Raw genomic sequence first — 18,474 nt, forward strand, 5'->3', positions numbered from 1 at the left:
CCCAACCGGTTTAGGATGCGCGGCATGAGCTTTGGGGGACCGCAGTGGCCGCAAGAGCCGCAGCAGCAGGGGCAGCAGGGGTACGGACAGCAGCAGGGGGGGTACGGCTACCCGCCGCAGCAGGGGCACGGGCAGCAGCCGGGCTACGGCTACCCGCAGCCCGCACAGCCGAACCCGTTCCCGGGCGCGCAGGGCAGCGGTGAGACGCCCGACTGGGGCGCCCTGGCCGACGCCTCGGCCTCGCGGGGCCGCCGCAAGCGCCTCCTGCTGATCGCCGGCGGGGCCCTGGCCACGGTGGCCGTGGGCGCGATCGTGGCGACCGCCGTCGTGAGCACCAACCAGAAGAACGACGAGGCCAAGAACGGCCCGGTCCCCACCGGCTCGGTCTCCCCCACGGGCGCGCCGACCCCCGAGCCGACCTTCTCGTCGGTGGCGCCGCCGCCCCCGCCGAACCCGAAGGACTACATCTCGGACCCGAAGAAGGACAAGGCCCCGCTCACCGCCGAGGGCCTCTTCCCGGGCAAGAAGATGAGCATGAACGGCCGCGCGTACAAGAAGGGCGCGACCTCCGCCACCACGAACTGCGCGGCCGTCACGCAGGGCGGCCTCGGCGGCGTCCTCAAGCGGAACGGCTGCCAGCGGGTGCTCCGCGCCACCTATGTGAAGGACGGCGTGGCGATCACCGTCGGCGTCGCCGTCTTCCCGTCCGAGGCGGCGGCCCAGAAGGCGAAGGACCAGGCCACCGGTGGCGTCGCACCCCTGACGGGGGCGGGCGTGGGTGATTTCTGCCACGCCACCGTCTGCCTGCGCCGCTCGAACGCGATCGGCCGGTACGCGTACTTCACCCAGGCCGGCTTCGCCAACGGCAAGAAGGTCACCAAGGCCGACAAGGCCGTCTTCCAGGCCAGCGACGACCTCGGCACCTTCGCCTTCAACCAGATCTACGCCCGGGGCCGCGCCCAGGCCTCAGCAGCAGCCGGCGCTCCCGGGGAGTGACCGCTTGTTGCGGGCCTCCCGGCTGCGGGCGGCGAGCAGCGCGTCCTCCGGGTAGCCGACCTCTTCGAGGGTGAGGCCGTGCGGCCGCACGACGTGCACGGCCGAGTCGCGGACGCCGGCGGCGAGCACCTTGCCGGGCCAGTCGACCGGCCGGTGGCCGTCGCCGACGAAGAGCAGGGCGCCGACGAGCGAGCGGACCATGTTGTGGCAGAAGGCGTCCGCCTTGACGGTCGCCTCCAGAATCCCGTCCTCGCGCCGCTCCCAGCGCAGCACCTGGAGCGTGCGGATGGTGGTGGCTCCCTCGCGCTTCTTGCAGTACGCGGCGAAGTCGTGCTCGCCGACGAGCGCGGTGGCGGCCTCGTTCATGGCGTCCATGTCGAGGGCCCAGTCGTGCCACAGCACGTGCCCGCGGAGCAGCGGGTCGACGCCGCCGGGGTTGTCGGTGACGCGGTAGGCGTAGCGGCGCCAGACGGCGGAGAACCGGGCGTTGAAGCCCGCGGGGGCCTCGGCGAGGGACCACACCCGCACGTCGTGGGAGAGCCGCCCGGCGAGCCGCCGGAGCAGCTTGTCGCGGTGCTCCTCCCACACCTCCACGGGCAGGTCGACATGCGCGACCTGGCCGCGCGCGTGCACGCCGGCGTCGGTCCGGCCGGCGACGGTCAGCTCGTACGTCTCCTTGGACCGGGTCACGGTCCGCAGGGCGTCCTCGATCTCTCCCTGCACGGTCCGCTGTCCCTGGGCCTGCTTGGCCCAGCCGGAGAAGTCCTTGCCGTCGTACGAGAGGTCAAGCCGAACCCGTACGAAACCGTCCTGCACGTCATCACTCACGCGGAGATCCTCTCAAACACACGGGAACGGGCCCGCACCCCAGGGGGTACGGGCCCGCTCACGAGAAACGTCGGAAAACGCTTACGCGTCCTTCGACTCCTCGGCCGGAGCCTCGGTGGCGGCGGCCTCGTCGGCCTCCTTGACGGCGCGCTTGGTGGCGGCCTCGGCCTCGGCGACGGTCGCCTTCTTGGCGATCTCGCCCTCGACCAGCTCGATCACGGCCATCGGGGCGTTGTCGCCACGACGGTTGCCGATCTTGGTGATGCGGGTGTAGCCACCGGGGCGCTCCGAGTAACGCGGGGCGATCTCGGTGAAGAGCGTGTGGACGATCCCCTTGTCGGTGATCGACTGCAGCACCAGGCGACGGTTGTGGATGTCGCCCTTCTTCGCCTTGGTGATCAGGCGCTCGGCGACCGGACGCAGGCGACGGGCCTTGGCCTCGGTCGTGGTGATGCGGCCGTGCTCGAAGAGCGACTTCGCCAGGTTGGCGAGGAGCAGCTTCTCGTGCGCGGCGGAACCGCCGAGGCGGGCACCCTTCGCGGGACGCGGCATGGTGTTTCTCCTTGTGATCTGCCCAGGCCGTATCAGGTACCGGGGTCAGTATCCGAGCAGGCGGTTACCTGTCGGAGACCCGCGCCCCCATGGGGGCGCGGGGAACTGCGGGACCAGCCGAAACCGGTCCGCAGAGGTCGGTCAACCTCTTACGAGGCTCAGTACTGCTCGGTCTCGACGAAGCCCGCGTCCGCGTCGTCGTCGGCGCCGAAGGCGTCAGCGGCGGCGGTGGGGTCGAATCCGGGCGGCGAGTCCTTCAGCGCGAGGCCCATACCGGCCAGCTTCGCCTTGACCTCGTCGATCGACTTCGCACCGAAGTTGCGGATGTCGAGCAGGTCGGCCTCGGAGCGGGCGACGAGCTCACCCACGGAGTGGATGCCCTCACGCTTGAGGCAGTTGTACGAACGAACGGTGAGCTCGAGCTCCTCGATCGGCAGCGCCAGGTCGGCGGCGAGGGCGGCGTCCGTCGGGGACGGGCCCATGTCGATGCCCTCGGCGTCGATGTTGAGCTCGCGCGCCAGACCGAACAGCTCGACCAGGGTCTTGCCGGCGGACGCCATGGCGTCACGCGGGCGCATGGCCTGCTTGGTCTCGACGTCGACGATGAGCTTGTCGAAGTCGGTGCGCTGCTCGACTCGGGTCGCCTCGACCTTGTAGGTGACCTTGAGGACCGGCGAGTAGATCGAGTCGACCGGGATGCGGCCGATCTCCTGGCCGACCTGCTTGTTCTGGACGGCGGAGACGTAGCCGCGACCGCGCTCGACGGTCAGCTCCATCTCCAGCTTGCCCTTGGCGTTCAGGGTCGCCAGGACGAGGTCGGGGTTGTGCACCTCGACACCGGCCGGGGGCGCGATGTCGGCGGCGGTGACCAGACCCGGGCCCTGCTTGCGCAGGTACATCACGACCGGCTCGTCGTGCTCCGAGGAGACGACCAGCTGCTTGATGTTCAGGATGAGGTCGGTGACGTCCTCCTTGACGCCCGGCACGGTGGTGAACTCGTGCAGGACACCGTCGATGCGGATGCTGGTGACAGCGGCACCCGGGATCGAGGAGAGGAGGGTACGGCGGAGGGAGTTGCCGAGGGTGTAGCCGAAGCCCGGCTCCAGCGGCTCGATGACGAACCGGGAGCGGAACTCGTCGACGACCTCTTCGGTCAGCGACGGACGCTGAGCGATAAGCATGTCTGTGTTTCCTTCAGTCGTGGACGACCACTATTTGACGTCCGACGGCCACCGGGCGGAGCCCGGTGGTGTAACTGCTACAAGGGTACGGGCGGTACGTCCCCGAAAGGGACGCACCGCCCGAAAGTCCTGCTCAAGCAGCCCGTGCGTCAGACGCGGCGGCGCTTGGGGGGACGGCAGCCGTTGTGCGGCGTGGGGGTGACGTCCTGGATCGAGCCGACCTCGAGGCCCGTGGCCTGGAGGGAGCGGATCGCGGTCTCACGGCCGGAGCCGGGACCCTTGACGAAGACGTCGACCTTGCGCATGCCGTGCTCCTGCGCGCGGCGGGCGGCCGACTCGGCGGCCATCTGCGCGGCGAAGGGGGTGGACTTGCGCGAGCCCTTGAAGCCGACGTGGCCGGCGGAGGCCCAGGAGATCACGTTGCCCGAGGGGTCCGTGATCGAGACGATCGTGTTGTTGAACGTGCTCTTGATGTGCGCGTGGCCGTGAGCGACGTTCTTCTTTTCCTTGCGGCGCACCTTCTTGGCGGCACCCTGACGACCCTTGGGGGGCATCTATAACTCCTACGGGAGGTGGTCGGTCCTACAGCGAAGACCGCTTGGTCAAGCGTCCGCTGAGGACTACTTCTTGCCCGGCTTCTTCTTGCCGGCGATGGCGCGACGCGGGCCCTTGCGGGTACGAGCGTTCGTGCTGGTGCGCTGACCGCGGACGGGCAGGCCACGACGGTGACGCAGGCCCTGGTAGCAGCCGATCTCGACCTTGCGGCGGATGTCGGCGGCGATCTCGCGGCGGAGGTCACCCTCGGTCTGGAGGTTGGCGTCCACGTACTCGCGGATCTTGACGAGGTCTTCCTCGGCAAGGTCGCGGACACGGGTGGACGGGTTCACGCCGGTCGCGGCGAGAATCTCCTCGGACCGGGTACGCCCGATGCCGAAGACGTAGGTGAGTGCGACCACCACACGCTTTTCGCGCGGGATGTCAACACCGGAAACGCGTGCCATTCAATGGCTCCTGTGTTCTCGGGGGTCTGCTGCAGAACCGTTCCCGGCTGCCGTATGAGGTACAGGTCGGGTCCCCGGCCCCCGCCGGAGGTGCCGTCAACCGTTGAAGAACGGCCCGACGGGCTCTGCGTATGTACGTGTTGCTATGCGTCGCGCGAAGAACTGCGAAGTTGCAGGTCGGTCGGCGTGCGTCAGCCCTGGCGCTGCTTGTGGCGCAGGTTGTCGCAGATGACCATGACCCGGCCGTGACGGCGGATCACCTTGCACTTGTCGCAGATCTTCTTGACGCTCGGCTTGACCTTCATGGGATGTGAGGTTCTCCGGGTCAGTGCCACCACCCGCGCGGAAGGCGGGTGCGGGCAAGATCTACTTGTACCGGTAGACGATCCGGCCACGCGTCAGGTCGTACGGAGAGAGCTCCACGACGACCCGGTCGTCCGGAAGGATTCGGATGTAGTGCATCCGCATCTTGCCGGAGATGTGCGCGAGGACCTTGTGACCGTTCTGGAGCTCCACCTTGAACATGGCGTTCGGGAGGGACTCGATCACGGTGCCCTCGATTTCGATGGCACCTTGCTTCTTGGCCACGCTTCGCCTTTCGAATCGGCTACCTTGATCGACTCTCGCCGCCGTGTGCAGGCACACGGGTACACGAGAGCCGACGCATCAGTCTACGTCAGGCCCCAGGAAAAGACGAATCGGGAAGTCTGCCCACGGTAGAAGATCCTTACGCGAGATCCGAATCCACTACGCAGCGGTCCCGAGGCCCTCTCTTGGGCGGGGCCGGCCGCATCCGGCCCCGGCGCCGCCGACCCGACCCCCGACGCAGCCCTCGCGGGCTCGGCGCCCGGGGGGCGCCTCACGGGCTTCGGGCCGCTGCGCCGGACTCCGTCCGCCGATGTCCGCCGGATGCGACCCCGGCACCGCCATCGGCCGCCCGCTACGCCAGCGGGTCCGGCGCCGCCGTCACGCCCAGCTCCGCCAGCTTCGCCTTGCCGCCGTCCACAGCCGTGAGGACCAGCGGGCCCTCCTCCGTCAGGGCGATGGAGTGCTCCCAGTGGGAGGACCAGGTGCCGTCGGTCGTGATGACCGTCCAGTCGTCCTCCAGGACCTCCGTGCGCGGGGTGCCCAGGGAGACCATCGGCTCGATCGCCAGGCAGAGGCCGGGGACCAGCTTCGGGCCCTTGCCGCGCTTACGGGAGACGTAGTTCAGCAGGTGCGGGTCCATGTGCATCTCGGTGCCGATGCCGTGGCCGCCGTAGTCCTCGATGATGCCGTAGCGGCCCAGGCTGTGGTCGCCCACGGCCGGCCGCGGCTGCCGCTTGATGTACGTCTCGATCGCCTTCGAGATGTCCACCAGACGGTTGCCGAGCTTCATCGCCGCGATGCCCGCCCACATCGACTCCTCGGTCACCCGGGAGAGCTCGATCAGCTCCGGGGCGTGACCGGTGCCGACGAAAGCGGTGTACGCCGCGTCGCCGTGCCAGCCGTCCACGATCGCGCCGCAGTCGATCGAGATGATGTCGCCGTCCTTGAGGACGGTCTTCTCGTCGGGGATGCCGTGGACGACGACCTCGTTCACCGAGGTGCAGATCGTCGCGGGGAAGCCGCCGTACCCGAGGAAGTTCGACTTCGCCCCGTGGTCGGCGATGACCTTCCGCGCGACCTCGTCGAGGTCCTTCGTCGTGGCGCCCGGCACGGCCGCCTCGCGGGTCGCCGCGTGGATGGCGGCGACGACCAGCCCCGCCTCGCGCATCTTCGCGATCTGCTCGGGGGTCTTGATCTGCACCATCGTGGCCGCGGCCTTTCCATCGAGTACGGGGAACAGAACAACGATACGGCCGCGGCGCCCCCGAGGGGCACCGCGGCCGTATCGAACGAACCGGGGTTACTTCTTGAGCGCGGCCATCGCCTTGGCGGTGACCTCGTCCACCTTGCCGAGCGCCGAGATCGTCTCGACCAGGTTCTGCGCCCGGTAGTAGTCGATGATCGGCTCGGTCTCCGTGTGGTAGACCGACAGGCGCTTGCGGACGGTCTCCTCCGTGTCGTCGTCGCGCTGGTACAGCTCGCCGCCGCAGACGTCGCAGACGCCCTCGGTCTTCGGAGCGTTGTACGTCACGTGGAAGACGTGCGCGGAGTCCTTGCGGCAGATGCGGCGACCCGCGATCCGCTTCACGACCTCGTCCTCGGGGACCTCAAGGTCCAGGACCGCGTCCAGCTCGATGCCGTCGGACTTGAGGAACGCGTCCAGAGCCTGGGCCTGGGCCACGTTCCGCGGGAACCCGTCGAGCAGGAAGCCGCCCTCGGCGTCCGCCTGGCGCATGCGGTCCTCGGCCATCCCGATCGTCACGGAGTCCGGCACGAGCTGGCCGGCCTTCATGTACGACTGCGCCTCTACGCCCAGCGGCGTGCCCTGCGAGATGTTGGCACGGAACAGGTCGCCCGTAGAGATGTGCGGGATGCCCAGGTTCTTGGCGAGGTACGCGGCCTGCGTGCCCTTGCCCGCACCGGGCGGTCCGACGAGGACGATTCGCATCAGCGGAGGAACCCTTCGTAATTGCGCTGCTGGAGCTGGCTCTCGATCTGCTTCACGGTCTCCAGCCCCACACCCACGATGATGAGGATGCTCGTCCCGCCGAAGGGGAAGTTGGAATTGGCCCCACCGAAGCCTGCCAACGCCATCGTCGGCACAAGAGCGATCAGACCCAAGTACAGCGAGCCCGGCCAAGTGATCCGGTTGAGCACGTAGCTCAGATACTCGGCAGTAGGTCGACCAGCCCGGATACCCGGGATGAAGCCACCATACTTCTTCATGTTGTCCGCAACTTCCTCGGGGTTGAACGAGATCGCCACGTAGAAGAAGGCGAAGAACACGATCAGGAGGAAGTACGCGGCGATGTAGTAGGGGTGGTCACCCTTGACGAAGTGGGCTTCGATCCAGGTCTTCCAGCCCGCGGTGCTGTTCGAGAACTGCGCGATCAAGGCCGGGATGTAGAGCAGCGACGACGCGAAGATGACAGGAATCACACCGGCCTGGTTCACCTTCAAAGGGATGTAAGTGGACGTACCGCCGTACGACCTGCGGCCGATCATGCGCTTCGCGTACTGGACCGGGATGCGTCGCTGAGCCTGCTCGACGAAGACCACGAGGGCCACCATCACGAAGCCGATGAGGATGACGACGCCGAACTCGATCCAGCCCTGGGCGAGCTTGCCGCTCTTCTTGATGGCCCACAGGGCGCCCGGGAAGCCGGCCGCGATCGAGATGAACATCAGGATCGACATGCCGTTGCCGATGCCGCGGTCCGTGATCAGCTCGCCGAGCCACATGACGACGCCGGTGCCCGCGGTCATGGTGATGACCATCGTGGCGATGGTGAAGATCGACTGGTCGGGCACGACCTGGTCGGCGACGATGCAGCCGCTGAAGAGCGCACCGCTCTTGGCGGTCGCGACGAGGCCGGTGCCCTGGAGGATGGCGAGGGCCACGGTCAGGTACCGGGTGTACTGCGTGATCTTGGCAGTACCGGACTGACCCTCCTTCTTGAGGGCTTCGAGGCGGGGGATCACGACGGTCAGCAGCTGCAGGATGATGCTCGCCGTGATGTACGGCATGATGCCGAGCGCGAAGATGGTGATCTGCAGCAGCGCCCCGCCACTGAACATGTTGACCAGGCCGAACAGGCTGTTGTTGCCCTCGCTGGCCTGCTTGACACACTGCTGGACGGCCTCGTAGCTGACGCCGGGGACCGGGATGTGGGCCCCCAGGCGGTACAGCACGATGATGCCGAGCGTGAAGAGCAGCTTCTTGCGCAGGTCGGGCGTCTTGAACGCCCGGGCGAACGCGGTGAGCACGGTGCCTCCTGCGACCCCCGCGCTATGCGTCAAGGGTGACGGTCTTGAGGTTCGACGATTGGTTATCGGTCATCAATCCCGTGCGGGCATACCGCACGGAGTTTAGACAGTGCACGCCACCTTACCGGCGACCATGCCCCCCTAGGAACGACCAACCGGGGATGCACCTTTTGGAAGGCGTCCCCGGCCGGAAGCGGCCCCCTGGTCCCGAGCGCGCGACGTCGGTCGGCCGCCCGTTCCGGACCGACCGGCTGCAACGGCTCGACACCCACCGTTACCACTTCCGGGGGAACGGTCGTGACGACGTCGCTCACCGTCGTGGCGGCCGGACCGGGGCGGCCGTCGCCCGGATCGATTCCACTGAGGCGGTTCCGCCGGACCTCGACCGGTCCGAGCACCAGGGCGACGCGGTGAGCGGACTCCGCCTCGCGATCGGTTTCGAAGGACGGCCGAAGGACGGCCGGCGGAGGAGCACGCCCGTCCCCGGCCCCGGGCGGGCGTCACGCCCAGCCCGTCGGCCGGTCTCCCTCACGTGTCGGCCAGGTCCAAGGCCGAGAGCCCGCTCCAGGCCTTCCCCGAGGCCCGGGGACCCGCCTCGGCCGCGGCCGAGCTCCTCGGCGTACGAAGAAGCCCGGCCGGCTCCCCCGTGGGGGAACCGGCCGGGCTTCTTCAGCTGTCGACCGAGGCTCAGACGAGCTCGGTGACGGTGCCGCCGGCGGCGGCGATCTTCTCCTTGGCGGAGCCGGAGACGGCGTCGACCGTCACCTGCAGCGCCACGGAGACCTCGCCCTGGCCCAGGACCTTGACGAGCTGGTTCTTGCGAACGGCACCCTTGGCGACCAGGTCGGCCACCGTGACCTCGCCACCCTGCGGGTAGAGCGCGGTGAGCTTGTCCAGGTTCACGACCTGGTACTCGGTGCGGAAGGGGTTCTTGAAGCCCTTCAGCTTCGGCAGACGCATGTGGAGGGGCATCTGCCCACCCTCGAAGCGCTGCGGAACCTGGTAGCGGGCCTTCGTACCCTTCGTACCACGACCGGCCGTCTTACCCTTCGACGCCTCACCACGACCCACACGGGTCTTGGCGGTCTTGGCGCCGGGGGCCGGACGGAGGTTGTGGGCCTTCAGCGGGTTGTTCTCCGCCATGTCAGTCAACCTCCTCGACCGTCACGAGGTGGCGGACGGTGTGCACCATTCCGCGGAACTCGGGGCGGTCCTCCTTGACAACCACGTCGTTGACCTTCTTGAGGCCAAGCGAACGCAGGGTGTCGCGGTGGTTCTGCTTGCTGCCGATGTACGACTTCGTCTGCGTGACCTTGAGGCGAGCCATCACACACCCGCCCCAGCACGCGCACGGAGCAGAGCCGCGGGAGCGACGTCCTCGAGGGGCAGACCACGGCGAGCCGCGATCTCCTCGGGACGCTGCAGGCCCTTCAGGGCCTCCACGGTCGCGTGCACGATGTTGATCGCGTTGTCGGAGCCGAGCGACTTCGACAGGATGTCGTGAACGCCGGCGCACTCCAGAACGGCGCGCACCGGGCCACCGGCGATAACACCGGTACCGGGGGAAGCAGGCTTCAGCAGGACAACGCCGGCCGCCTTCTCGCCCTGGATCGGGTGCGGGATGGTGCCCTGGATGCGGGGAACCTTGAAGAAGTTCTTCTTGGCTTCCTCGACGCCCTTGGCGATGGCCGCGGGAACTTCCTTGGCCTTGCCGTAACCGACACCTACGGTGCCGTCACCGTCACCCACCACGACGAGCGCGGTGAAGCTGAAGCGACGACCACCCTTGACAACCTTGGCGACGCGGTTGATCGCGACAACGCGCTCAACGTACGCGGTCTTCTCGGCGGCAGCGCCACCGTCGCGGCCCTTCCGGTCCCGCCGCTCGCCGCCACCGGCACCGCTTCCGCGGCGCTGGGGTCCAGCCATTGGATTACCTCTCTCTGTTACGTCCGTTAGTCCCGGAACCGGGGCTTAGAACTTCAGCCCGGCTTCGCGGGCGGCGTCAGCCAGAGCGGCAATGCGCCCGGCGTACCTGTTGCCACCACGGTCGAACACGACAGCCTCGACGCCGGCGGCCTTGGCGCGCTCGGCGACCAGGGCGCCGACCTGCTTGGCCTGCGCGGACTTGTCACCCTCGCCGCCGCGGATCGACGCGTCCAGGGTCGACGCCGACGCAAGGGTGTGACCCTTGAGGTCGTCGATGACCTGAGCGGTGATACCGCGGTTGGAACGCGTCACGACGAGGCGCGGACGCTCCGCCGTACCCGACACGTTCTTGCGGATGCGGATGTGGCGGCGCTTCTTGGCGGCGCCCTTGTAGGCGTCGCCCTTGGCGATCTTCACACCGTATGCCATGGCTTACTTACCAGCCTTTCCGACCTTGCGGCGGATGACCTCGCCCGCGTACTTCACGCCCTTGGCCTTGTAGGGGTCGGGCTTGCGAAGCTTGCGGATGTTGGCGGCGACCTCGCCGACCTTCTGCTTGTCGATGCCCTCGACCGAGAACTTGGTCGGCGACTCGACCTTGAACGAGATGCCCTCGGGCGCCTCGACCACGATCGGGTGGCTGTAGCCGAGCTGGAACTCCAGACCGGAGCCCTTCGCGGCCACGCGGTAACCGACACCGCTGATCTCGAGCGCCTTGACGTAACCCTGGGTCACACCGGTGATCATGTTGGCCACCAGCGTGCGGGACAGGCCGTGCAGGGCCTTGTTCTGACGCTCGTCGTTCGGACGGTTGACGTTGAGCACGCCATCCTCGCCCTTAACGATCTCGATCGGCGCGGCGACGGTGTGGCTCAGGGTGCCCTTGGAACCCTTGACCGTGACCGTGCGGCCATCGATGGTGACGTCCACGCCGGCGGGAACCTGGATAGGCAGCTTGCCAATACGCGACATTAGCTATTCCTCCGTTCCCGACTACCAGACGTAGGCGAGGACTTCCCCACCTACGCCCTTCTTGCCTGCCTGCTGGCCGGTCAGGAGACCGTGGGACGTGGAGATGATCGCCACGCCCAGGCCGCCGAGGACCTTCGGCAGGTTGGTGGACTTCGCGTAAACCCGGAGACCGGGCTTCGAGATCCGCTTGATGCCCGCGATGGAGCGCTCACGGTTCGGACCGAACTTGAGCTCGAGGACGAGGTTCTTGCCGACCTCGGCGTCCTCGACCTTCCAGCCCGTGATGAAGCCCTCCTGCTGGAGGATTTCCGCGATGTGAGACTTGATCTTGCTGTGCGGCATCGTCACGGAGTCGTGGTATGCCGAGTTCGCGTTACGCAGACGAGTCAGCATGTCCGCGATCGGATCAGTCATGGTCATGAATTGGCCTTCGGCCTCTCTCGCCGGGGTTTCCAGTGCGCCATCCCTCTCCCCACACAGGGGTGGGACGGGTGCGGCGCGGGGACCTACGGCGTAGTAAGTCGTACGGGCGGCGGACGCCCAACCCCACAAGCCTAAGGCATGCGGGGGTGGGCCTCCGCCGACCCAATGCTTACCGAGAGACTCCGGGAATCCCTAACGCCCAAAGGACAGAAGGGGATTACCAGGAGCTCTTGGTCACGCCCGGCAGCTCGCCACGGTGAGCCATCTCACGGAGGCACACGCGGCACAGGCCGAACTTGCGGTACACGGAGTGGGGACGACCACAGCGCTGGCAGCGCGTGTAGCCGCGCACGCCGAACTTGGGCTTGCGGGCAGCCTTCGCGATGAGAGCCTTCTTCGCCATCTCGCTTACGCCTCCTTGAACGGGAAGCCGAGGTGACGCAGAAGGGCACGGCCCTCGTCGTCGTTGGTCGCCGTGGTCACCACGGTGATGTCCATACCCCGGACACGGTCGATCTTGTCCTGGTCGATCTCGTGGAACATGACCTGCTCCGTGAGACCGAAGGTGTAGTTGCCCCGGCCGTCGAACTGCTTGGGGGACAGGCCGCGGAAGTCGCGGATGCGCGGGAGCGCGAGCGACAGGGTGCGGTCCAGGAACTCCCACATGCGGTCGCCACGGAGGGTGACGTGCGCACCGATCGGCTGACCCTCACGCAGCTTGAACTGCGCGATGGACTTGCGGGCCTTGGTGACGGCCGGCTTCTGACCGGTGATGGTGGTCAGGTCACGGACGGCACCGTCCATGAGCTTCGAGTCACGGGCGGCGTCGCCGACACCCATGTTGACCACGATCTTCACGAGGCCGGGGATCTGCATGACGTTCTCGTACTTGAACTCGTCACGCAGCTTGCCCGCGATCTCCTCGCGGTACTTCGTCTTGAGACGCGGAGTGGTGGTAGCCATCAGATGTCCTCACCCGTCCGCTTGGCAACGCGGATCTTGTTGCCCTCGTCGTCGAAGCGGTAACCGACACGCGTGACGACCTTCTTGCCGTCCTTCTCCACGACCAGCTGGACGTTGGAGACGTGGACCGGAGCCTCGGTCGTGACGATGCCGCCGGCCTGCGAGGGGCCGGCCTTGGTGTGCTTCTTGACCCGGTTGACACCCTCGACCAGGACGCGGTTCTCGCGCGGGAAGGCCGTGATGACCTTGCCCTGCTTGCCCTTGTCCTTACCGGTGATGACCTGGACCAGGTCGCCCTTCTTGATCTTCATGCTTACAGCACCTCCGGCGCGAGCGAGATGATCTTCATGAACTTCTTCTCGCGCAGCTCACGGCCGACCGGGCCGAAGATACGGGTGCCACGAGGGTCGCCGTCGTTCTTGAGAATGACAGCGGCGTTCTCGTCGAAGCGGATGTACGAGCCGTCCTGGCGGCGGCGCTCCTTGACGGTGCGAACGATGACCGCCTTGACGACGTCACCCTTCTTCACGTTGCCACCGGGGATCGCGTCCTTGACGGTGGCGACGATGACGTCACCGATGCCCGCGTAGCGGCGACCCGAGCCACCGAGAACACGGATGCAAAGGATCTCCTTGGCACCAGTGTTGTCGGCGACACGCAGTCGCGACTCCTGCTGGATCACGTCTATCTCCTGATTGTCTGCCGGTTCCCGGCAGGGGCTTCAGAAGAAGCCCCTGCCGAGCCTGGCGGAACTGACCTGAGGGAAACCCCTCAGGCTGAACTTTTGGATTTCCCTTGCGGGAAATTCCTTACTTGGCCTTCTCGAGGATCTCGACGACGCGCCAGTGCTTCGTGGCGGACAGCTTCCGGGTCTCCATCAGGAGGACGCGGTCGCCGATGCCGGCAGCGTTCTGCTCGTCGTGAGCCTTGAGCTTGTTCGTACGGCGGATGACCTTGCCGTACAGCGCGTGCTTGACGCGGTCCTCGACAGCGACGACGACGGTCTTGTCCATCTTGTCGCTGACGACCAGGCCCTCGCGGACCTTGCGAGCGTTGCGCTCGGTCTTCTCAGTCACGTTGCTCTCGCTCATCAGGCGTTCTCCACCGTCTCGATGCCCAGCTCACGCTCACGCATCAGGGTGTAGATCCGGGCGATGTCCTTACGGACGGACTTGAGCCGACCGTGGTTCTCGAGCTGACCCGTCGCCGCCTGGAAGCGGAGGTTGAACAGCTCTTCCTTGGCCTCGCGGAGCTTGTTGAGAAGCTCCTCGTTGCCCAGCTCGCGCAGCTCGGACGCCTTGGTACCGGCCGACATCACAGCTCACCTGCTTCGCGCTTCACGATCTTGCACTTCATCGGCAGCTTGTGGGCCGCACGGGTCAGGGCCTCGCGCGCGATCTTCTCGTTCGGGTAGGACAGTTCGAACATCACCCGACCCGGCTTGACGTTCGCGATCCACCACTCCGGAGAACCCTTACCGGAACCCATGCGGGTCTCGGCAGGCTTCTTCGTCAGCGGACGGTCCGGGTAGATGTTGATCCAGACCTTGCCGCCACGCTTGATGTGGCGGGTCATCGCGATACGGGCCGCCTCGATCTGGCGGTTGGTCACGTACGCCGGCGTGAGGGCCTGAATGCCGTACTCGCCGAACGCAACCTGCGTACCACCCTTGCTGGCGCCGGAGCGCTTCGGGTGGTGCTGCTTGCGGTGCTTGACCCTACGGGGGATCAGCATTTCGGTCAGGCCTCCGTTCCGGTGCTCTCAGCCGGAGCGGCAGCGGCGGCGGGAGCCTCGGCCTTGGGGGCCTCGGCAGCCGGCGCGGACTGCTGCTGCGGCTTGCGGCCGCGGCCGCCACGCTCGCCACCGCGGCCACCACGGCCGGCCGGGCGGTCGCCAGCGCCGGCGCCACGGGCCGGGCGGTTACCCGCACGGGCAGCGGCGTTCTCGGCGCGGACCTCGGCGATGTTCTTGACGTCGCCCTTGTAGATCCAGACCTTCACGCCGATGCGGCCGAAGGTCGTCTTGGCCTCGAAGAAGCCGTAGTCGACGTTCGCGCGGAGCGTGTGCAGGGGCACACGGCCCTCGCGGTAGAACTCCGAGCGGGACATCTCGGCGCCGCCGAGACGACCGCCGCACTGGATCTTGATGCCCTTGGCGCCGGCCTTCATCGTGCCCTGCATGCTCTTGCGCATGGCACGACGGAAGGAGACGCGGGAGGAGAGCTGCTCGGCAACGGCCTGGGCGACCAGCTGGGCGTCCATCTCGGGGTTCTTGACCTCGAGGATGTTCAGCTGGACCTGCTTGCCCGTGAGCTTCTCGAGGTCGCCGCGGATGCGGTCGGCCTCGGCGCCACGGCGGCCGATGACGATGCCGGGACGCGCGGTGTGGATGTCCACCCGCACGCGGTCACGGGTGCGCTCGATCTCAACCTTCGAGATGCCGGCGCGCTCCATGCCGGACGTCATCATCCGACGGATGGCGACGTCTTCCTTGACGTAGTCCTTGTACAGCTTGTCGGCGTACCAGCGGGACTTGAAGTCCGTGGTGATGCCGAGCCGGAACCCATGCGGGTTAACCTTCTGGCCCATTACCGGGTTCCTTCCTTGCTGCTGACGACCACGGTGATGTGGCTGGTCCGCTTACGGATCCGGTAGGCACGGCCCTGAGCACGCGGACGGAACCGCTTCAGGGTCGGGCCCTCATCCACGTACGCCTCGCTGATGACCAGCGTGGAGGCGTCGGTGTGGTCGTAGTTGTGTGCAGCGTTGGCGATGGCGCTGTCCAGCACCTTGCCAACCGGCACGCTCGCGGCCTGCGGGGCGAAACGCAGGACCGCCTGAGCCTCCGTGGCGTCCATGCCACGGATAAGGTCCACCACGCGGCGGGCCTTCATGGGCGTGACGCGGATGTACCGCGCCTGGGCCCTGGCTTCCATGGTTGTCCTTCCAGTGTCTGTCATGGTCATTCCACCCCGCTGTTAGCGGCGCTTCGACTTCCGGTCGTCCTTCACGTGACCCCGGAAGGTGCGCGTCGGCGAGAACTCGCCGAGCTTGTGGCCGACCATCGACTCGGTGACAAACACCGGAATGTGGGTCTTGCCGTTGTGCACCGCGATCGTGTGGCCGAGCATGGCCGGGATGATCATCGAGCGACGGGACCAGGTCTTGATGACGTTCTTGGTACCGGCTTCGTTCTGGGCGTCCACCTTCTTGACGAGGTGGCCGTCGACGAAGGGTCCCTTCTTGAGACTGCGCGGCATCTAAACCCGCTCCTAGCGCTTCTTGTTCGTCTTGCGGCGGCGGACGATGTACTTGTTCGAAGCCTTCTTCGGCGAACGAGTACGACCCTCCTTCTGACCCCACGGGGAGACCGGGTGGCGACCACCGGAGGTCTTGCCCTCACCACCACCGTGCGGGTGGTCGACCGGGTTCATCGCCACACCGCGGACGGTCGGGCGAACGCCAAGCCAGCGCTTGCGGCCGGCCTTGCCCCAGTTGATGTTCGACTGCTCGGCGTTGCCGACCTCGCCGATGGTGGCGCGGCAGCGGGCGTCGACGAGACGGATCTCACCGGACGGCATGCGGAGGTGGGCCATCGTGCCCTCCTTCGCCAGCAGCTGCACGGAGGCACCAGCGGAGCGCGCGAACTTGGCGCCGCCACCGGGACGGAGCTCGATCGCGTGGATCGTGGTACCGACCGGGATGTTGCGGAGCGCCAGGTTGTTGCCGGGCTTGATGTCAGCGCCGGGGCCGTTCTCGACGCGGTCACCCTGCGTCAGACCCTTGGGGGCGATGATGTAGCGCTTCTCGCCGTCCACGTAGTGGAGCAGCGCGATGCGCGCGGTGCGGTTGGGGTCGTACTCGATGTGAGCGACCTTGGCCGGCACGCCGTCCTTGTCGTGACGACGGAAGTCGATCACGCGGTAGGCGCGCTTGTGGCCACCGCCCTGGTGACGGACGGTCACACGACCGGTGTTGTTACGGCCGCCCTTGCTGTGCAGGGGGCGGACCAGCGACTTCTCCGGCGTGGACCGCGTGATCTCGACGAAGTCGGCTACGGAGGAGCCACGGCGGCCCGGCGTAGTCGGCTTGTACTTGCGGATTCCCATTTCTCAGTCCTCGTCCGATTCCGGACGATCCAGACCGCCGTTAGGCGGTCGGACCGCCGAAGATGTCGATACGGTTGCCCTCGGCAAGGGTCACGATGGCGCGCTTGGTGTCCTTGCGCTTGCCGAAACCGGCCTTGGTGCGCTTGCGCTTACCCTGGCGGTTGATCGTGTTGACCCCGGTGACCTTGACCGAGAAGACCGCCTCGACGGCCTGCTTGATCTGGGTCTTGTTGGAGCCAGGCGCGACGATGAACGTGTACTTGTTCTCGTCCAGCAGGGCGTAGCTCTTCTCCGAGACGACCGGCTTGACGAGAATGTCGCGCGGGTCCGAGAAGGTCTTGCTGGTGACGACGGCCTCAGTCATCAGGCGTCGCTCCCTTCGGTCTCAGCGGTCTGGGGGCCAGACACGAAGGACTCGAGGGCGGCCTGGGTGAAGACCACGTCGTCGGAGACGATCACGTCGTACGTGTTGAGCTGGCCCGGCTCCAGGATGTGCACCTGGGGCAGGTTGCGGGCGGACAGCCACGCGGCCTCGTCGGAGCGCTCGGCGATCAGGAGCAGGTTCTTGCGCTCCGAGATCTTGCCGAACAGCGTCTTGGCGGCCTTGGTGGAGACGTCACCCTCGACCACGCCGGTGACGACGTGGATGCGGGAGTGGTTCGCCCGGTCCGACAGGGCACCGCGGAGGGCGGCGGCCTTCATCTTCTTCGGGGTCCGCTGCGAGTAGTCACGCGGCACGGGACCGTGCACGACGCCACCACCGGCGAACTGCGGGGCGCGGGTCGAACCCTGACGGGCGCGGCCGGTGCCCTTCTGGCGGTAAGGCTTCTTGCCACCACCGCGGACTTCGCCACGGGTCTTGGTCTTGTGCGTGCCCTGACGGGCCGCGGCCAGCTGCGCGACGACGACCTGGTGGATCAGCGGGACGCTGACCTTGGCGCCGAAGATCTCCTCGGGGAGCTCGACGGTCCCGGCCTTGTCGCCAGACGGCGAAAGGATGTCAATGGTGCTCATCGGTTCCTCAAACCCCCTTGGCCGCGGTGCGGACCAGGACGAGGCCACCGTTGGGGCCGGGGACGGCGCCCTTGATGAGCAGCAGACCCTTCTCGGCGTCAACGGCGTGGACGGTCAGGTTCTGGGTGGTCACACGCTCGTTGCCCATGCGACCGGCCATGCGCATGCCCTTGAAGACACGGCCCGGGGTGGCGCAGCCACCGATCGAACCGGGCTTGCGGTGCACGCGGTGGGCACCGTGCGAGGCCTTGCCACCACGGAAGTTGTGGCGCTTCATCGCACCGGCGAAGCCCTTGCCCTTGCTCTTGCCGGTGACGTCGACCTTCACGCCGGCCTCGAAGACCTCGGCGGTGATCTCCTGGCCGAGCGTGTACTCGGAGGCGTCAGCGGTGCGGAGCTCCACCAGGTGGCGGCGCGGGGTGACGTCGGCCTTGGCGAAGTGGCCCTTGAGGGGCTTGTTCACCTTGCGCGGGTCGATCTCGCCGAAGGCGATCTGGACCGACTCGTAGCCGTCGACGTCGTTCGTACGGACCTGGGTCACGACATTCGGGCCGGCCTTGACGACGGTCACCGGGACGACCCGGTTGTTCTCGTCCCAGACCTGCGTCATGCCGAGCTTCTCGCCCAGGATGCCCTTGATGTTCTTAGCCAT

31 protein-coding genes are annotated in these 18,474 nt (G+C 67.2%); 1 reads left to right on the plus strand and 30 read right to left on the minus strand.

Translation table 11 applies throughout. From position 1 onward, the window contains the following. Positions 1-24 precede the first annotated feature (24 nt). Positions 25-996 carry a hypothetical protein gene (locus BLW86_RS15020; protein ID WP_093874527.1) on the plus strand — a complete coding sequence of 324 codons (972 nt, stop codon included), beginning with the start codon at positions 25-27 and terminating at the stop codon, positions 994-996. Here BLW86_RS15020 and truA read toward each other — a convergent pair. From truA to rplC, 30 genes are all read right to left on the minus strand, one after another. Beyond that, positions 967-1,824 (minus strand): tRNA pseudouridine(38-40) synthase TruA, encoded by an 858-nt coding sequence (truA, locus tag BLW86_RS15025; protein WP_030687796.1) that lies wholly within the window; start codon positions 1,822-1,824, stop codon positions 967-969. The genes BLW86_RS15020 and truA overlap by 30 nt on opposite strands. A gap of 81 nt (positions 1,825-1,905) precedes the next feature. After that, positions 1,906-2,376 carry a 50S ribosomal protein L17 gene (rplQ, locus tag BLW86_RS15030; protein ID WP_093874528.1) on the minus strand — a complete coding sequence of 157 codons (471 nt, stop codon included), beginning with the start codon at positions 2,374-2,376 and terminating at the stop codon, positions 1,906-1,908. Positions 2,377-2,534: 158 nt separating this feature from the next. After that, on the minus strand, positions 2,535-3,557 hold the full coding sequence (locus tag BLW86_RS15035) for a DNA-directed RNA polymerase subunit alpha (protein WP_004946635.1): 1,023 nt from the start codon (positions 3,555-3,557) through the stop codon (positions 2,535-2,537). A 149-nt stretch (positions 3,558-3,706) separates the two neighbouring features. Continuing rightward, positions 3,707-4,111, minus strand: coding sequence for a 30S ribosomal protein S11 (gene rpsK / locus BLW86_RS15040; RefSeq protein WP_003956432.1), 405 nt, complete (start codon positions 4,109-4,111; stop codon positions 3,707-3,709). Between the two features lie 66 nt (positions 4,112-4,177). Then, entirely contained in the window at positions 4,178-4,558 is a 381-nt protein-coding gene (gene rpsM, locus BLW86_RS15045) for a 30S ribosomal protein S13 (protein WP_015035595.1), read from the minus strand. 191 nt (positions 4,559-4,749) lie between these two features. Then, positions 4,750-4,863, minus strand: a complete 114-nt coding sequence (gene rpmJ, locus BLW86_RS15050; protein WP_003956441.1) for a 50S ribosomal protein L36 — start codon at positions 4,861-4,863, stop codon at positions 4,750-4,752. Positions 4,864-4,924: 61 nt separating this feature from the next. Continuing rightward, positions 4,925-5,146, minus strand: coding sequence for a translation initiation factor IF-1 (gene infA, locus BLW86_RS15055; protein WP_003956442.1), 222 nt, complete (start codon positions 5,144-5,146; stop codon positions 4,925-4,927). 352 nt (positions 5,147-5,498) lie between these two features. Next, a complete protein-coding gene (map, locus tag BLW86_RS15060) occupies positions 5,499-6,350 on the minus strand; it encodes a type I methionyl aminopeptidase (RefSeq protein ID WP_093874529.1) in 852 nt (283 codons plus the stop codon). 96 nt (positions 6,351-6,446) lie between these two features. Continuing rightward, positions 6,447-7,094 (minus strand): adenylate kinase, encoded by a 648-nt coding sequence (locus tag BLW86_RS15065; RefSeq protein ID WP_093874530.1) that lies wholly within the window; start codon positions 7,092-7,094, stop codon positions 6,447-6,449. Further along, positions 7,094-8,413, minus strand: coding sequence for a preprotein translocase subunit SecY (gene secY, locus BLW86_RS15070; protein ID WP_093874531.1), 1,320 nt, complete (start codon positions 8,411-8,413; stop codon positions 7,094-7,096). The genes BLW86_RS15065 and secY overlap by 1 nt, the downstream gene beginning before the upstream one ends. Positions 8,414-9,100: 687 nt before the next feature. Next, a complete protein-coding gene (rplO, locus tag BLW86_RS15075; protein ID WP_093874532.1) occupies positions 9,101-9,556 on the minus strand; it encodes a 50S ribosomal protein L15 in 456 nt (151 codons plus the stop codon). Between the two features lies 1 nt (position 9,557). Further along, the gene (gene rpmD, locus BLW86_RS15080; protein WP_015035589.1) at positions 9,558-9,740 is read right to left on the minus strand and encodes a 50S ribosomal protein L30; all 183 of its coding nucleotides are present in this window, start codon (positions 9,738-9,740) and stop codon (positions 9,558-9,560) included. Then, positions 9,740-10,342 carry a 30S ribosomal protein S5 gene (gene rpsE, locus BLW86_RS15085; RefSeq protein ID WP_007265914.1) on the minus strand — a complete coding sequence of 201 codons (603 nt, stop codon included), beginning with the start codon at positions 10,340-10,342 and terminating at the stop codon, positions 9,740-9,742. Before rpsE ends, rpmD begins: the two co-directional genes overlap by 1 nt. 45 nt (positions 10,343-10,387) lie before the next feature. Further along, positions 10,388-10,771: a 50S ribosomal protein L18 gene (gene rplR, locus BLW86_RS15090; RefSeq protein WP_030687809.1), complete on the minus strand. Its 384-nt coding sequence runs from the start codon at positions 10,769-10,771 to the stop codon at positions 10,388-10,390. 3 nt (positions 10,772-10,774) lie between these two features. Next, complete coding sequence (rplF, locus tag BLW86_RS15095) at positions 10,775-11,314, minus strand: 50S ribosomal protein L6 (protein WP_093874533.1); 540 nt, start codon at positions 11,312-11,314, stop codon at positions 10,775-10,777. A 21-nt stretch (positions 11,315-11,335) separates the two neighbouring features. After that, entirely contained in the window at positions 11,336-11,734 is a 399-nt protein-coding gene (rpsH, locus tag BLW86_RS15100) for a 30S ribosomal protein S8 (protein ID WP_015035585.1), read from the minus strand. 220 nt (positions 11,735-11,954) lie between these two features. Beyond that, positions 11,955-12,140 (minus strand): type Z 30S ribosomal protein S14, encoded by a 186-nt coding sequence (locus BLW86_RS15110; protein ID WP_003948630.1) that lies wholly within the window; start codon positions 12,138-12,140, stop codon positions 11,955-11,957. 5 nt (positions 12,141-12,145) lie between these two features. Continuing rightward, positions 12,146-12,703, minus strand: coding sequence for a 50S ribosomal protein L5 (gene rplE / locus BLW86_RS15115; RefSeq protein ID WP_093874534.1), 558 nt, complete (start codon positions 12,701-12,703; stop codon positions 12,146-12,148). Beyond that, positions 12,700-13,011 carry a 50S ribosomal protein L24 gene (rplX, locus tag BLW86_RS15120; RefSeq protein ID WP_015035583.1) on the minus strand — a complete coding sequence of 104 codons (312 nt, stop codon included), beginning with the start codon at positions 13,009-13,011 and terminating at the stop codon, positions 12,700-12,702. Before rplX ends, rplE begins: the two co-directional genes overlap by 4 nt. A 2-nt stretch (positions 13,012-13,013) precedes the next feature. Next, positions 13,014-13,382 carry a 50S ribosomal protein L14 gene (rplN, locus tag BLW86_RS15125; protein ID WP_003956455.1) on the minus strand — a complete coding sequence of 123 codons (369 nt, stop codon included), beginning with the start codon at positions 13,380-13,382 and terminating at the stop codon, positions 13,014-13,016. A 127-nt stretch (positions 13,383-13,509) separates the two neighbouring features. Continuing rightward, on the minus strand, positions 13,510-13,791 hold the full coding sequence (gene rpsQ, locus BLW86_RS15130) for a 30S ribosomal protein S17 (RefSeq protein ID WP_030208995.1): 282 nt from the start codon (positions 13,789-13,791) through the stop codon (positions 13,510-13,512). Then, positions 13,791-14,015, minus strand: coding sequence for a 50S ribosomal protein L29 (gene rpmC / locus BLW86_RS15135; protein WP_017239580.1), 225 nt, complete (start codon positions 14,013-14,015; stop codon positions 13,791-13,793). The genes rpsQ and rpmC overlap by 1 nt, the downstream gene beginning before the upstream one ends. Then, positions 14,015-14,434, minus strand: a complete 420-nt coding sequence (gene rplP, locus BLW86_RS15140) for a 50S ribosomal protein L16 (protein ID WP_017239579.1) — start codon at positions 14,432-14,434, stop codon at positions 14,015-14,017. Before rplP ends, rpmC begins: the two co-directional genes overlap by 1 nt. Positions 14,435-14,439: 5 nt before the next feature. Then, the gene (gene rpsC, locus BLW86_RS15145; protein ID WP_033201982.1) at positions 14,440-15,288 is read right to left on the minus strand and encodes a 30S ribosomal protein S3; all 849 of its coding nucleotides are present in this window, start codon (positions 15,286-15,288) and stop codon (positions 14,440-14,442) included. Beyond that, complete coding sequence (gene rplV, locus BLW86_RS15150; RefSeq protein WP_009997296.1) at positions 15,288-15,635, minus strand: 50S ribosomal protein L22; 348 nt, start codon at positions 15,633-15,635, stop codon at positions 15,288-15,290. Before rplV ends, rpsC begins: the two co-directional genes overlap by 1 nt. 42 nt (positions 15,636-15,677) lie before the next feature. Then, entirely contained in the window at positions 15,678-15,959 is a 282-nt protein-coding gene (gene rpsS, locus BLW86_RS15155; protein ID WP_015035577.1) for a 30S ribosomal protein S19, read from the minus strand. A 12-nt stretch (positions 15,960-15,971) separates the two neighbouring features. Continuing rightward, entirely contained in the window at positions 15,972-16,808 is an 837-nt protein-coding gene (rplB, locus tag BLW86_RS15160) for a 50S ribosomal protein L2 (RefSeq protein ID WP_030208986.1), read from the minus strand. 40 nt (positions 16,809-16,848) lie between these two features. Next, positions 16,849-17,172 carry a 50S ribosomal protein L23 gene (rplW, locus tag BLW86_RS15165; protein ID WP_024755407.1) on the minus strand — a complete coding sequence of 108 codons (324 nt, stop codon included), beginning with the start codon at positions 17,170-17,172 and terminating at the stop codon, positions 16,849-16,851. Then, positions 17,172-17,822 carry a 50S ribosomal protein L4 gene (gene rplD, locus BLW86_RS15170; RefSeq protein ID WP_093874535.1) on the minus strand — a complete coding sequence of 217 codons (651 nt, stop codon included), beginning with the start codon at positions 17,820-17,822 and terminating at the stop codon, positions 17,172-17,174. The genes rplW and rplD overlap by 1 nt, the downstream gene beginning before the upstream one ends. Before the next feature lie 7 nt (positions 17,823-17,829). Continuing rightward, entirely contained in the window at positions 17,830-18,474 is a 645-nt protein-coding gene (gene rplC / locus BLW86_RS15175) for a 50S ribosomal protein L3 (RefSeq protein ID WP_030687820.1), read from the minus strand.

Origin of the sequence: Streptomyces sp. TLI_105, assembly GCF_900105415.1 — a bacterium.
In the GTDB taxonomy this organism is placed as follows: domain Bacteria; phylum Actinomycetota; class Actinomycetes; order Streptomycetales; family Streptomycetaceae; genus Streptomyces.